At 63.4% G+C, this 13,502-nt stretch carries 12 protein-coding genes; 9 read left to right on the forward strand and 3 right to left on the reverse strand.

All coding sequences use genetic code 11. The features are described from left to right. Nucleotides 1-60: 60 nt before the first annotated feature. From pstC to J0A90_RS11540, 4 genes are all read left to right on the forward strand, one after another. Entirely contained in the window at nt 61-1,002 is a 942-nt protein-coding gene (gene pstC, locus J0A90_RS11525) for a phosphate ABC transporter permease subunit PstC (protein WP_207037401.1), read from the forward strand. Nucleotides 1,003-1,020: 18 nt separating this feature from the next. Continuing rightward, nucleotides 1,021-1,872 (forward strand): phosphate ABC transporter permease PstA, encoded by an 852-nt coding sequence (gene pstA / locus J0A90_RS11530; RefSeq protein ID WP_207037402.1) that lies wholly within the window; start codon nt 1,021-1,023, stop codon nt 1,870-1,872. 19 nt (nt 1,873-1,891) lie between these two features. Beyond that, the gene (gene pstB / locus J0A90_RS11535) at nt 1,892-2,716 is read left to right on the forward strand and encodes a phosphate ABC transporter ATP-binding protein PstB (RefSeq protein WP_207037403.1); all 825 of its coding nucleotides are present in this window, start codon (nt 1,892-1,894) and stop codon (nt 2,714-2,716) included. Nucleotides 2,717-2,914: 198 nt separating this feature from the next. Next, nucleotides 2,915-4,024 (forward strand): AI-2E family transporter, encoded by a 1,110-nt coding sequence (locus J0A90_RS11540; RefSeq protein ID WP_207037404.1) that lies wholly within the window; start codon nt 2,915-2,917, stop codon nt 4,022-4,024. A gap of 113 nt (nt 4,025-4,137) precedes the next feature. Here the strand turns inward: J0A90_RS11540 and trxA are convergent, their stop codons facing one another. Further along, nucleotides 4,138-4,461 carry a thioredoxin gene (trxA, locus tag J0A90_RS11545; RefSeq protein WP_035476933.1) on the reverse strand — a complete coding sequence of 108 codons (324 nt, stop codon included), beginning with the start codon at nt 4,459-4,461 and terminating at the stop codon, nt 4,138-4,140. A 244-nt stretch (nt 4,462-4,705) separates the two neighbouring features. Here trxA and cysB point away from each other — a divergent pair, with 244 nt between their 5' ends. After that, the gene (gene cysB, locus J0A90_RS11550) at nt 4,706-5,674 is read left to right on the forward strand and encodes an HTH-type transcriptional regulator CysB (protein WP_035476935.1); all 969 of its coding nucleotides are present in this window, start codon (nt 4,706-4,708) and stop codon (nt 5,672-5,674) included. 116 nt (nt 5,675-5,790) lie between these two features. Here the strand turns inward: cysB and J0A90_RS11555 are convergent, their stop codons facing one another. Together J0A90_RS11555 and pabB are read right to left on the reverse strand one after the other, a co-directional pair. Then, nucleotides 5,791-6,411, reverse strand: a complete 621-nt coding sequence (locus J0A90_RS11555; RefSeq protein ID WP_035476939.1) for a phosphoadenosine phosphosulfate reductase family protein — start codon at nt 6,409-6,411, stop codon at nt 5,791-5,793. Between the two features lie 160 nt (nt 6,412-6,571). Further along, nucleotides 6,572-8,032, reverse strand: a complete 1,461-nt coding sequence (gene pabB / locus J0A90_RS11560) for an aminodeoxychorismate synthase component I (RefSeq protein WP_207037405.1) — start codon at nt 8,030-8,032, stop codon at nt 6,572-6,574. 411 nt (nt 8,033-8,443) lie between these two features. Between pabB and J0A90_RS11565 the strand changes: the two genes are divergently transcribed. The 4 genes from J0A90_RS11565 (at nt 8,444) to prpD (ending at nt 12,990) form a co-directional block, all read left to right on the forward strand. Then, nucleotides 8,444-9,205 carry a GntR family transcriptional regulator gene (locus J0A90_RS11565; protein ID WP_207037406.1) on the forward strand — a complete coding sequence of 254 codons (762 nt, stop codon included), beginning with the start codon at nt 8,444-8,446 and terminating at the stop codon, nt 9,203-9,205. A 123-nt stretch (nt 9,206-9,328) separates the two neighbouring features. Beyond that, nucleotides 9,329-10,216: a methylisocitrate lyase gene (gene prpB / locus J0A90_RS11570; RefSeq protein WP_207037407.1), complete on the forward strand. Its 888-nt coding sequence runs from the start codon at nt 9,329-9,331 to the stop codon at nt 10,214-10,216. 93 nt (nt 10,217-10,309) lie between these two features. Beyond that, nucleotides 10,310-11,431 carry a 2-methylcitrate synthase gene (prpC, locus tag J0A90_RS11575; protein ID WP_207037408.1) on the forward strand — a complete coding sequence of 374 codons (1,122 nt, stop codon included), beginning with the start codon at nt 10,310-10,312 and terminating at the stop codon, nt 11,429-11,431. A 74-nt stretch (nt 11,432-11,505) separates the two neighbouring features. Then, nucleotides 11,506-12,990 carry a 2-methylcitrate dehydratase gene (prpD, locus tag J0A90_RS11580; RefSeq protein WP_207037409.1) on the forward strand — a complete coding sequence of 495 codons (1,485 nt, stop codon included), beginning with the start codon at nt 11,506-11,508 and terminating at the stop codon, nt 12,988-12,990. Nucleotides 12,991-13,502: the final 512 nt, after the last annotated feature.

Consider the following 13,502-nt stretch of genomic DNA (forward strand, 5'->3'; position numbering starts at 1 on the left):
CAACGACACAGTACTGCCGCTACCTCCGGCGGCAGCGTGGCAAGCCGACGAGGAACTGACATGGCCACCCCCCAAGCGATTCAAACCGGCGGCGGTCTGGGCGGACTAAGCGAGGCCACCCGTAAGCGGCTCCAGCGCAAGGCACGCATCGACGTGTGGTTCGAGCGCACGCTGTTTGCCTTTGCCTTCGCGGTTCTGCTGCTACTCGGGGCGATCATCGCCTCGCTGATCGCTTCCAGCTGGCCGGCGCTCGAGCGCTACGGCCTGGAGTTCTTCACCGAGAATCGCTGGGCGGCCAACGTCGAAGTGTTCGGCGCCTTGCCCGCCATCTACGGAACCCTGCTGACCTCCTTGATTGCGATCGTCATTGCGGTTCCCATCTCATTCGGCATCGCCATCTTCCTGACCGAGCGCTGCCCGAACGTGCTGCGCCAGCCTCTCAGTACCTTGATCGAGCTGCTGGCCGGTATCCCTTCGATCATCTACGGCATGTGGGGCATGGAAGTGCTGGCTCCGCTGCTGCGTACCTGGTTCCCCTCGGTATTTCCCGCGGGCACCGGCCTGGCCACGGCCGGCATCATTCTGGCGGTGATGATCATTCCGTTCATCACCGCGGTGAGCCGCGACGTCATCAACACGGTGCCGGCGGTGATGCGTGAATCCGCCTACGGCCTCGGCTGCACCACCTGGGAAGTCGCACGCCGGGTCATCCTGCCCTCGGTCAAGGGCGGCCTGGTGGGGGGTGTGGTACTCGGGCTGGGGCGGGCCCTGGGCGAGACCATGGCGGTGACCTTCGTGATCGGCAACAACCTGTTCCTGAACACCACGCTCACCGGGCAGGGCACCTCGATCGCGGCCCTGATCGCCAACCAGTTCTCCGAATCGGACGGTACCCAGCGCTCGGCGCTGCTGGCGCTCGGCCTGATTCTGTTCTTGATCACCTTCGCCGTGCTGGCGTTCGCGCGCTATCTGCTGCGCAACAGCACCGGCCGCCACGCCTGAGCCGAGAGGAGAGAGACGATGCAGACTCACACGACGCCGCTCTATCGCCGGCGCAAGCTGCTCAACCGCCTGGTCATGGCCGCCTGTATCGGTGCCACCCTGATCGGATTCGTATTCCTGTTCGCGATCCTTTTGACGCTCGTGACCAAGGGGCTCAGTGCGATCTCGCCCTCGATCTTCATCGAGCGCACGCGTATGAACGGTGGAGGCCTGGGCAATGCGATCTGGGGGACCTTCATGATGACCTCGCTGGCCACCGTCCTCGGCACCGTGATCGGCGTGGCCGCGGGTACCTGGCTGGCGGAGTATGGCAACAAGGGCCTGCTGCCCAAGGTGATCCGCTTCATCAACGACATCCTGCTGTCGGCACCCTCGATCATCATCGGCCTGTTCATCTACGCGGTGGTGGTGGTGCCCATGGGCAGCTTCTCCGCCTGGGCCGGGGTGCTGTCGCTCACGGTGATCATCGTGCCGGTGGTGATTCGCTCCACCGAAGACATGCTGCGCCTGATTCCCAACTCGCTGCGCGAGGCGGCGGCGGCGCTGGGTGCCCATCGCTGGTGGATCATCGTGCGTGTCTGCTACAGCGGTGCGCGTGCCGGCATTCTGACCGGTATCCTGCTCGGGTTCGCCCGTATCAGTGGCGAGACGGCACCGCTGCTGTTCACCTCGCTGAACTCCAACCAGTGGAACTTCTTCAATCTCGACAATGAGATGGCCAACCTGCCGATGACCATCTACCAGAACATGACGATCAACGCCTTTATCCCTGACCTGGTATCGCTGGCGTGGGGTGGGGCGCTGATCCTGACGGCCGCCATTCTGATCCTCAACATCGCGGCGCGTTACTTCTCGCGTCAACGCACCTGACTTTCGCCAAGAGACTGCCATGACCGTCGATTTCAATCTCAACGCCAACCCGAACGCTGCCGAGGCGCCGAGCGCGTCCCAGGCACGGGCCGCGTCCAAGCTTCGCGTCAAGGACCTGAACCTCTACTACGGCCAGTTTCAGGCGCTCAAAAACATCACCATGGAGATCCCCGAGCGCCAGGTGACGGCGTTCATCGGGCCCTCCGGCTGCGGCAAGTCGACCCTGATCCGCTGCTTCAATCGGATCCACGATCTCTACGAGGGGATTCGTACGGAAGGGCAGATCCTGCTCGACAGCCACGATATCTACGGCTCCGGGGTCGACCTGAACCTGTTGCGCGCGCGCATCGGCATGGTGTTCCAGAAGCCGACGCCGTTCCCGATGACGGTGTTCGATAACGTCGCCTTCGGGATTCGGCTCTACGAAAAACTCTCCCAGCGCGAGCTGGAGGAGCGGGTCGAGTGGGCGCTGCGCAAGGCCGCCCTGTGGGAGGAGGTCAAGGACAAGCTCAAGCAGAGCGGCCAGGCACTCTCCGGCGGTCAGCAGCAGCGTTTGTGCATTGCTCGCACCATTGCGGTGAAGCCGGAAGTGATCCTGCTCGACGAGCCCACCTCGGCTCTCGACCCGATCTCCACCGGTTACATCGAGGATCTGATCAACGAGCTCAAGAAGGACTACACGATCGTCATCGTGACCCACAACATGCAGCAGGCGGCGCGAATTTCCGACATCACCGCCTTCATGTACCTGGGTAGTCTGATCGAGTGCGACGATACCACCAAGATCTTCACCCAGCCCAAGGAGAGCCGCACCGAGGACTACATCACCGGCCGCTACGGCTGAGCCTCGCTGTCGTGTCTTGCGCCCCGGCCCCTGCGGCCGGGGCGCTTTCGTGTTTGGCGCGGCCGTTCGTGGCTCTATCCGGAGACGGGCGGTGCTCGGGCTCGACCGAGAGGCGAGAGTTGACCTGAGTCAGCGAACGCCGTATCGGTTCGTGGTAGTGTCTGGCGACACAGGACGTGCCACAAGGATGGGCTGACCATGTCGCCAGGGCAGGAACCGGCGTTTCGCAATATACCCTTTCATCTGATGCTGACACTGGCATCACTGACGATCATCGTGTCGGGCCTGCGCGCGGCCGAGGCGCTGATCATTCCGATCCTGCTGTCGATCTTCATAGCCGTGATCTGCGCCTCACCGGTGCATTGGCTCTATCGCCGCGGCATGAACTCCTACGCCGCGGTGCTGATCACGCTGCTGATTCTGGGCGGGTTGCTGGCGCTGTTCGGCACTCTGCTGGGCAACAGTGTCGCCATGTTCATGGAGCGCTGGCCCGAGATGCAGCAGGAGTTGCAGGGGCACTATCTGAATCTGCTCGAGTGGCTGGCGCACCAGGGGATGTCGGTCTCGCCGCGGGAGCTCTCCAGCATGATCGACGACTCCCAGGATAAGGGCTGGATCTCGGCCTTTCTGAGCGGGCTGGGGGTGGTGCTGTCGCAGAGCCTGGTGATCCTGTTGATGGTCAACTTCATGCTGTTCGAGACGCTCGATTTCCGCCAGAAGGTGGCGCGTGCCCTGGCCAATCCGGGGCCCAGTCTGGAGCGCTTCACCGAGTTCAGTCACAACCTCAAGCGCTATATGGCGGTCAAGACGGTGGTCAGCCTGATCACCGGGGCACTGGTGACGCTGGCGGCCTGGCTGGTGGGGGTCGAGTTCGCCCTGCTGTGGGGCGCGCTGGCCTTCATTCTCAACTACATCCCCAACATCGGCTCGGTGATCGCGGCGGTGCCGCCGGTACTGCTGACCCTGTCGATGCCGGACGGGGGGATGGTAAAGGCGCTCACGCTTTCGGGCGCCTATCTGGCGATCAACTTCGTGATCGGCAACCTGGTCGAACCGCGAGTCATGGGGCGAACCATGGGGCTATCGACCCTGGTGGCCTTTCTCTCGCTGGTTGTTTGGGGCTGGATTCTGGGACCGGTGGGCATGCTGCTTTCGGTACCGTTGACGATGACGCTGAAGATAGCGCTGGATAGTCATCCCGAGACGCGCTGGATCGCCAAGATGCTGGGGCCTTCGGAGCGGCGCCAGCGGCGGCTGCGCAAGACCCAGCAGGCGCTGGATGAGCTTGAGGAGGAGCTCGACCCGTGAAGTCCGCAGAGAGACGAGCCACGAAAAAGCCGCCCCAGGAGGGCGGCTTTTTAGCAAGCGAAGCGGCTTTCTGCTGAGCGCTACGGAGGCTACCGAGCGCCGCTGGCTAGATATCAGCCGTTCTGCTCGATGAACTGAGTCAGCTGCGACTTGGACTGCGCGCCGACCAGCGAGGCGACCTTAGCGCCGGACTTGAACAGCATCACGGTGGGAACGCCGCGCACGCCGTGCTCGGAGGCGATCTCCGGGGCGTCGTCGACGTTGACACTGACGACCTTTATGGCGTCGGCCTTCTCGTCGGCCACCTCATCGACGACCGGAGCCATCATCTTGCACGGGCCGCACCACGGGGCCCAGAACTTCAGCAGTACTGGCTTGTCGGACTTGAGCACTTCCTGTTCGAAATTCGCGGTGGTGACATCGACGTTGTTGGACATGCGGTAACTCCTGTAGACATTTGCGCTCGCGAAGAGAGCGTATGGGTGCGATGTTAGCCCTTGGCCAGGGTGCTGGCAAATCGCCGTGGTTATGACAACGATAGCGCCAGGTTATTAAACAGCAGTTTCTCATACCCGAAAAACCGGTGCGATCGCCGCTTCACCCCTCGTCACTTATAGCGTAAAGTAATCGCAAACCATTTTCTTATGCCATTGTGCGTTACGCATCGTCACGAGGTCGCTCATGAAGCTCCAGCAACTGCGCTACATCTGGGAAGTGACGCGCCACCAGCTCAATGTGTCGGCCACGGCACAGAGCCTGTTCACCTCACAACCGGGGATCTCCAAGCAGATCCGGCTGCTGGAGGACGAGCTGGGCGTCGAGATCTTTGCGCGCAGCGGCAAACATCTGACCCGAGTGACGCCGGCGGGGGAGGCGATCGTCGAACTCGCCGGCAAGGTGCTGCGCACGGTCGACGATATCAAGCATGTGGCCCAGGAGCACAGCGACGAACGTCGCGGCAGCCTGGCCATCGCTACGACCCACACTCAGGCGCGCTACGTGCTGCCCGGAGTGATCGGTGAATTTCGCCAGCAGTATCCTGACGTGGCGCTGCATATGCAGCAGGGCACGCCCAAGCAGATCGCGCAGATGGTCAGCGATGGCACTGCAGACTTCGCCATTTGCACCGAGTCCCTCGAGCTATTCAACGATCTGGTATTGCTGCCCTGTTATCGCTGGAACCGCTGTGTGCTGATGCCCAAGGGGCATCCGCTGGCGAGTGGCGAGCTGACCCTGGAGCGCGTGGCTGAGCATCCACTGGTTACCTACGTGTTCGGCTTCACCGGGCGCTCCCAGCTCGACGATGCCTTCAAGTCACGGGGGCTGACACCCAACGTGGTGCTGACCGCTGCCGACTCGGATGTGATCAAGACCTATGTGCGACTGGGGCTGGGGGTCGGTATCGTCGCCCATATGGCGGTCGATCCGGTGGCCGATGCCGACCTGGTCGCGGTGGACGCTTCGCATCTGTTCGAGAGCTCGACCACCAAGATCGGCATTCGCCGCGGCACCTTCATGCGCAGTTACATGTATGACTTCGTCAAGCGCCTGGCACCGCACCTCGATCGCGACACCGTCGAGGCGGCGCTGGCGGCGGGGCCGCGACATGAGGGGGAGCTGTTCAGGGATGTGGAGCTGCCGGTGCTCTAGGCGCCCAAAGGGCCAAGACCGACAGCGTACCCGCGACTGACAGCGTACATAGCACAAGCCCGCCATTCGGCGGGCTTTGTCGTTGGTGGCAAGGGCGCCGCTGAGGGCGCCGTCACTCAGTGCTGCAGGTGCAGCCCGCACTCGCGCTTATCTTCTACCTTGGTCGGGTCGAAGTAGTCGAAGTTGTTGGGCAGGTCGTGCGCTTGTAGGTACTGATACATCTGCTTGGCGTTCCAGTGCAGCACCGGGGCGACCTTGAGCAGGCCATCGGCATTACGCGACAGCGGCTGCATGCGCGAACGCTCCGGCGTGTCCTCGGCGCGCAGGGCGGTGAACCAGACGTCGGGTGCGGCTTCTGCCAGCGCGCGGCGGAAGGGTTCGAGCTTGACCTCTTCGGTGAAGGCGGCATGGCCGGGATCGTCGATGGTCGGCATTGGCCCTTCGAGCGACTCGCGGTGGGCGCGCGAGCGACGCGGATGATAGATGCTCAGATTGAGATTGAGCAGACGGGTCAACTCGTCGGCGAAGCGATAGGTCGCCGGGGTGTTGTAGCCGCTGTCCATCCACACTACCGGAATATCGGGGCGCACCCGGGTGACCAGGTGCAGGATGACCGCCTCGAAGGGACGGAAGTTGGTGGTGCAGATCGCGGTCTGATCCAGCCCCAGCGCGAATTCGGTGATCGCCAGCGGGTCGTGGCCGATGTCGCGGTTGAGGGCGTCGAGATCCAATGCCATGGCAAGCTCCTGGACCGGCGGGCCGGTAGCTCGACCGGCCGTACACGGGATGATGAAGAGGTGAAACGGATGCTGGCACTCTAGCAACGCGGCTTTTGCGTTGACCAATACCGTTTGGTTAGAACGATATATAACGTTTTTGCCAAGTATGTGGTCGTATCTAGATGTTTTGGTTATTGAAATCCGCGTCCTCGGCGGTTCCCGCCGCGGCCCCTGAGTCCGCGGCGCTCGCAGAGTCCAGGGCGGCCATCAGGCGCCCGATCTTGGCCAGTGTCTCGCGGTACTCTTCTTCCTCGTCGGAATCGGCTACCACGCCGCCGCCACCCCAAAGGTGCAGGGTGTCGCCATCCGCCACCAGCGTGCGAATGGCGATCGAGGTATCCAGATGTCCGCGGCGGTCGACATAGCCGAGGCTGCCGCAGTAGACGCTGCGCTGGCTGGGTTCGAGCTGGTCGATGATCTGCATGGCCCGCCGCTTGGGGGCCCCGGTGATCGAGCCGCCGGGAAAAGCGGCGGCGAGCAGATCCAGCGCGCTGGCTTCCGAGCTCAGCTCGCCGCGCACCACGCTGACCAGATGGTGGACGTTGGCATAGCTCTCCAGGGCGCACAGTCGCGGCACGTGCACGCTGCCGAAGCGACAGACCCGTCCCAGGTCGTTGCGCAGCAGATCGACGATCATCACATTCTCGGCGCGGTCCTTGGGGCTCTCTAGGAGCGCCCGGGCCAGTGCTGCATCGGCCTGAGGCGTCTCCCCGCGTGGCCGTGTGCCCTTGATCGGGCGCGTCTCCACTTGCCCGCCAGCGACCTTGACGAAGCGCTCCGGGGAGAGCGAGGCGATCGCTTTGTCATCCCAGCATAGGTAGCCGCCGTAGGGCGTGGGTGTGGCCTGACGCAGGCGGCGGTAGGCGTGCCAGGTATCGCCGCGAAAGCGTGCGGTAAAGCGCTGGGCGAGATTGACCTGATAGCAGTCGCCGGCATGCAGATAGTCGATCACGCGGCGGAAGCGCTCACCGTAACCGGTACGATCGATGTCGCTGACGAAGGGCTGCGTCAGTACGATGTCCTCATCCTGCGGTGGTGGCATCGCCAGCCAGCGCTCGACCTGGCGGCGACGCTCCGGGCTGGCTACCAGCCAGGTCCGCTGGACCTGATGGTCCTGGATCAGGGCCCAGTCGTAGAGTCCCAGGCGGGCGTGGGGCAGATCGGGGCCGGGTCGCGACTCGGCCGGACTGCCCTGTGGCCGATGATCGCGCGCCAAGGTGTAGCTCCAGTAGCCGAGCAGCCCGCCGATGAACGGCAGCTCGTCGAGGGTGCCGACGAGGGCTTCCGGTATCTGCGGCAGGTCATGCTTCAGGGCATGGTCGAGCAGCTCGCGCTGCGCTGCGAACGGCGCCGAGGGCAGCGGCGGCACGCCGTTATCGCAGTGCACGCCAGCGTCATCCACGCTCAGGGTATAGAGCGGGTCGCTGGTGAGGATGTCGAAGCGTCCCCCCGGCGCGGCCGGGCGGCCACTGTCGAGCAGCACGGGGCCCGGCCGCTGGCGCAGCGCGGCAAAGTAGTGGGCGGGATCACTGGCGTAGGGGAGTTCGGTGATAGCGAGTTGGGGTCGCGCCTCTGGCATGCCTGGGGTACTCGGTACACGGGGACTCGCGTGCCTCGCGAGGGCGACGCGAACCCGGATGAAAGGATGGTTTGGCGCGAGTGTATCGGGCGCGGCGCGGATGAGCGAGACCCTAAGCGCGTGCTGCTTTCACCACCGTTGCGCTGTCCCTGGGCGACCCGGGAGTCGATGCGCCGATATTCGTGACGCCGCCGCCGAGCGCGTCGCCGAGAGACGTACCATGGCGGGCGCGTTGGCCGTGTCGGGCCGCACGTGAGAGAAGGGCGATGTCTTGTAGGATTGTAGACAATGACTCTTGAGTGACGTATCGCTCTGCGACTAAAGTGGCGTTCCTGTGGGCTATTTTTGATTGCCCTGGCGAAACATTCTTTCTACCATGACCCTTATTCCAGGTAATTGTTAACAATCAAGATGACCGACGATCTTTCATCGACACCCCAGGGCGATGCCGACCTGCCGGAAGTCAGGACGCTGGCCGAGCGGGTGTTTCATCAATTGCAGCGGGCGATCGTGCGCGGGGAACTCCCCCCGGGGACACGCATCACCGAGCCCGAGCTATCGTCGCGCTACGGCATTTCACGCGGCCCCCTGCGTGAGGCGATGCGCCGCCTCGAAACCTATCGCCTGATCGAGCGCGTGCCGCATGTCGGCGCGCGCGTGGTCAAGCTGTCGATGGACGAGCTGCTGGAGCTGTTCGACGTGCGCGAGGCACTCGAGAGCATGGCGGCGAGACTGGCCGCCCAGCACATGACCGCGGAAGAGATCGCGGGGTTGCGTGAGGTACTGGCGGTTCACGAGCGGCAGGGCGACCTGGCCAGCGGTGAGGCCTACTATCAGCGTGAAGGGGACCTCGATTTCCACTACCGGATCGTCCAGGGCAGCCATAACCGGATGCTGATGACGATTCTGTGCGACGACCTCTACTACCTGGTGCGGCTCTATCGCACCCAGTTCAGCGCCAGCGGCAAGCGTCCGCAGCGCGCGTTCGTCGAACACCACCGTATCGTCGATGCGATAGAAGCCGGGGACGCCGAACTCTCCGAACTGCTGATGCGGCGCCATGTCAGCGCCTCCCGCGAGAACGTGGCGGCGAGCTATGCGCTGACGCTGGGCGAGGAGAAGGTGGCTTCCACTGATACCACGGCGGCGTCCGTCAAGCACTCCGGCCGTTGAGATAGACGCGGGGGGCGGTTCGGGGCGAGGTGAGTCGCGGTCCGGATATGGTGAGTCGCGCTTCGAATGGGGCGAGCGGTGGGTAAACGGATCGATAGAGAGACCAAGACGAAGGAGAGTGAAATGTCACAGTCGACGCCCGGCGCCCGTTTCCGCGCTGCCCTCGATGTCCATCGCCCGCTGGCGGTGGTGGGTACGATCAACGCCTACAGTGCCATGATGGCCCAGGCCGTGGGGCATCAGGCGATCTACCTGTCCGGCGGTGGCGTCGCCAATGCCTCGTTCGGACTGCCTGATCTGGGCATGACGACGCTCAACGACGTCGCCGAGGACGCCCGGCGCATCACCGGCGCCAGCGATCTCCCGCTGTTGGTGGATATCGATACCGGCTGGGGAGGCGCCTTCAACATCGCTCGGACCATCAAGGAGATGGAGCGGGCCGGCGTAGCCGCGGTGCATCTCGAGGATCAGGTGGCGCAGAAGCGCTGCGGACATCGCCCCAACAAGGAGATCGTCTCCCAGAGTGAGATGGTCGATCGCATCAAGTCGGCGGCGGATGCGCGCCAGGATGCGGCCTTCTACCTCATCGCGCGCACCGATGCCTTCCAGAAGGAGGGGCTGGCGGCGGCGATCGAGCGCGCCAATGCCTGCGTCGAGGCGGGGGCGGATGCGATCTTCGCCGAGGCGGTGCACACGCTGGATGACTACCGCGCTTTCTGCGAGGGCGTCGATGCGCCGATCCTGGCCAATATCACCGAATTCGGTGCCACACCCCTGTTCACCCAGCAGGAGCTGGGCGAGGTGGGGTGTCGCCTGGTGCTCTATCCGCTGTCGGCGTTCCGCGCCATGAATGCCGCGGCGCTCAAGGTCTATCAGGATATCCACGCCAAGGGGCATCAGCGCGACGTGGTTGGCATGATGCAGACCCGCGAGGAACTTTACGACTTCCTCGATTACCACACCTATGAGCGCAAGCTCGATGCCCTGTTCGACAAGGGGAATGCCGAATAGCCCCACGGGCGCGCCGTATCCGCGCGGATATGGAGACAGCGTTCCCCCAACGCATGCAAGACGAAGGCCGCGGCCGAGCGGCGGGAGGCTCTCATGACGGAAACGATCAAAAGTACTGGACTGCGCGGGCAGAGCGCCGGCAATACTGAAATCTGCACGGTGGGTAAGAGCGGGTCGGGGCTGACCTATCGCGGCTACGACATCCAGGAGCTGGCGGAGAAGGCGCGCTTCGAAGAGGTCGCCTATCTGCTGCTCAAGGGTGAACTGCCGACACGCCAGGAGCTGGACGACTACATCTCGCAGCTGCAGCGTTCGCGTGGGCTGCCCGAGGCGCTGAAGAAGGTGCTGGAGCAGATTCCTTCCGATGCCCACCCGATGGACGTGCTGCGCACCGGCACCTCGATGCTGGGCAACCTTGAGACCGAGCAGCGGCTCGAAGAGCAGCAGGCGCACGCCGACCGTCTGCTTGCGGTGATGCCCTCGATGCTCAACTACTGGTATCGCTATTCGCACTTCGGTGAGCGGATCGAGACCGAGACCGACGATACCTCGGTGGGCGGGCACTTCCTCCACCTGCTGCATGGCAAGCCTGCCTCCGAGCTGCACGCGCGGGTGATGAACGTCTCGCTGATTCTCTATGCCGAGCACGAGTTCAACGCCTCGACCTTCACCGCGCGGGTCTGTGCCTCTACGCTTTCCGATCTGCACAGCTGTGTCACCGGCGCCATCGGTTCGTTGCGTGGTCCGCTCCACGGCGGCGCCAACGAGGCTGCGATGGATATGATCAGCCGCTGGTCGTCGCCCGACGAGGCCGAACGGCAGATTCTCGGCATGCTCGAGCGCAAGGACAAGATCATGGGGTTCGGCCATGCCATCTACCGTGAATCCGATCCGCGCAGCCCGATCATTCAGGCCTGGGCGCGTCAGCTCGCCGAGGATGTCGGCGACACCCATCTCTATGCGGTGTCCGAGCGGGTCGATTCAGTGATGTGGCGGGAGAAGAAACTGTTCCCCAACGCCGACTTCTACCACGCCAGCGCCTACCACTTCATGGGGATTCCGACCAAGTTGTTCACTCCGATTTTCGTCTGCTCGCGGCTGACCGGATGGTGCGCACACGTCTTCGAACAGCGTGCCAATAACCGCATCATTCGCCCGAGTGCCGATTATGTCGGCCCCGACAAGCGCGCCTGGGTGCCTCTCGAGCAGCGCTGAGACGCTGCCTGCCAACCGATCTTCGAGGCGGCGCGTCGACGTCGCCCTTCTCTCCTAGACGAGGACGCCACTGCATGAGTGCCAATGTCGATCTCAACCAGCGCCCGGATTACGATCCCGAACTGCAGGCCATCGCGGACTATGTCCTCGACTATCGGGTAGAGAGCCGTGAAGCGCTGGATACCGCGCGCAACTGCCTGATGGACACCCTGGGCTGTGGCCTGCTGGCGCTGCGCTTCCCCGAGTGCACCAAGCATCTGGGGCCGCTGGTCGAAGGCACGGTGGTGCCCAATGGGGCACGGGTACCCGGGACTCGATTGACGCTCGACCCGGTCAAGGCGGCCTGGGATATCGGCTGCATCATCCGTTGGCTCGATTACAACGACACCTGGCTAGCGGCGGAGTGGGGCCACCCCTCGGACAATCTGGGCGGCATTCTGGCGGTGGCGGATTCGCTCTCGCAGGTGCGTCTGGCACGAGGGGAGACGCCGCTGACCATGCGCGACGTGCTCGAAGCCATGATCATGGCGCACGAGATTCAGGGCGTGCTGGCGCTGGAGAACTCGTTCAACCGTGTCGGGCTCGATCACGTGGTGCTGGTGAAGGTGGCCTCTACCGCAGTGGTGGCCAAGCTGATGGGTGCCGATCGCGAACAGCTGCTGGCGGCGCTGTCGCACGCCTTCGTCGATGGTCAGAGCCTGCGCACCTATCGTCATGCGCCCAATGCCGGTTCACGCAAGAGCTGGGCGGCGGGGGATGCCACCTCGCGAGCCGTGCGTCTGGCCGACATCGCGATGCGTGGCGAAATGGGCATCCCCGGTGTGCTCTCGGCGCCGCAGTGGGGCTTCTATGATGTCCTCTTTAGCAAGACCAACAAGGATCAGGCGCTCAAGCCCGAAGCGGAGCGCCGCTTCCGGGTCAGCCAGGCGTACGGCAGCTACGTCATGGAGAACGTGCTGTTCAAGATCAGCTTCCCCGCGGAGTTCCACGCCCAGACCGCCGCCGAGGCCGCGGTGACGCTGCACCCGCAGGTGCGTGATCGTCTCGACGAGATCGAGCGTATCGTCGTCACCACCCACGAGTCGGCGATCCGTATCATCTCCAAGGTGGGGGAGCTGGCCAACCCGGCCGACCGTGATCACTGCCTGCAGTACATGATTGCTGTGCCGCTGGCGTTCGGTGATCTGATCGCCGAGCACTACGAGGACGACTTCCATCGGGCGCATCCGATCATCGACGAGCTGCGCGAGAAGATGACCATCCAGGAAGAGCCGCGTTACACCCGCGAGTATCTGGAGGCGGACAAGCGCTCTATCGCCAACGCGATCCAGGTCTTTTTCAAGAATGGCTCGCACACCGAGCAGGTAGCAGTGGAGTATCCGATCGGTCATCGCCGCCGCCGCGAGGCTGGCATCCCGCTGCTCGAGAAGAAGTTCCAGCGCAATCTGGCCACGCGTTTTCCGGCCGCGCGCTGCGACACCATCTTCAGCCTGTGCAAGGATCAGGAGGCGCTCGAGTCGACCTCGGTTGCCGCCTTCATGGACCTCTGGGTCATCTAGAACCGCCGTCCGCTGGGGCGTTGTGGCCCTAGCCCACGCCCGGGTTTTCTCGGCATCGATGACAGCTTGATGAAGCTGGTGACATTTTTTGGCCTCAGGGGTTGTCAGGCGCCGCCACGCGCCGTAAAGTACACACCGCTGACGCCGAGACAGGTTCTCGGAGGCAGCAGAAAAGCTAGCTAAGCTGTTGAAAAGATTGAAAAAATCGATTGACACTTAGCCTCAGAGGCAGCAAAATACGCCCCTCGCTTTTCCAGGATCGGTTCTCAGGCAGCAACGTGAACCGGGCGAAAGTCGACAAGAAAGACGTTGACATCTTCGTCAAGATCCTTAAAATACGCCTCTCCTTACGGCGACCCAGAAAGCAAGCGCTGACAAGCACTTGAGTCACTTTCGGGTCGCGGCAGAAGGCTCCCATCTCCACGTGAGACGAGACTTCAAGTAAGGACGCTCTTTAACAATCGATCAGGTAATTGATGTGGGCGCTTGTCTTGCGTGACGCCAGTCACAGC

The organism is Salinicola sp. DM10, from assembly GCF_017306975.2.
Taxonomy (GTDB): domain Bacteria; phylum Pseudomonadota; class Gammaproteobacteria; order Pseudomonadales; family Halomonadaceae; genus Salinicola.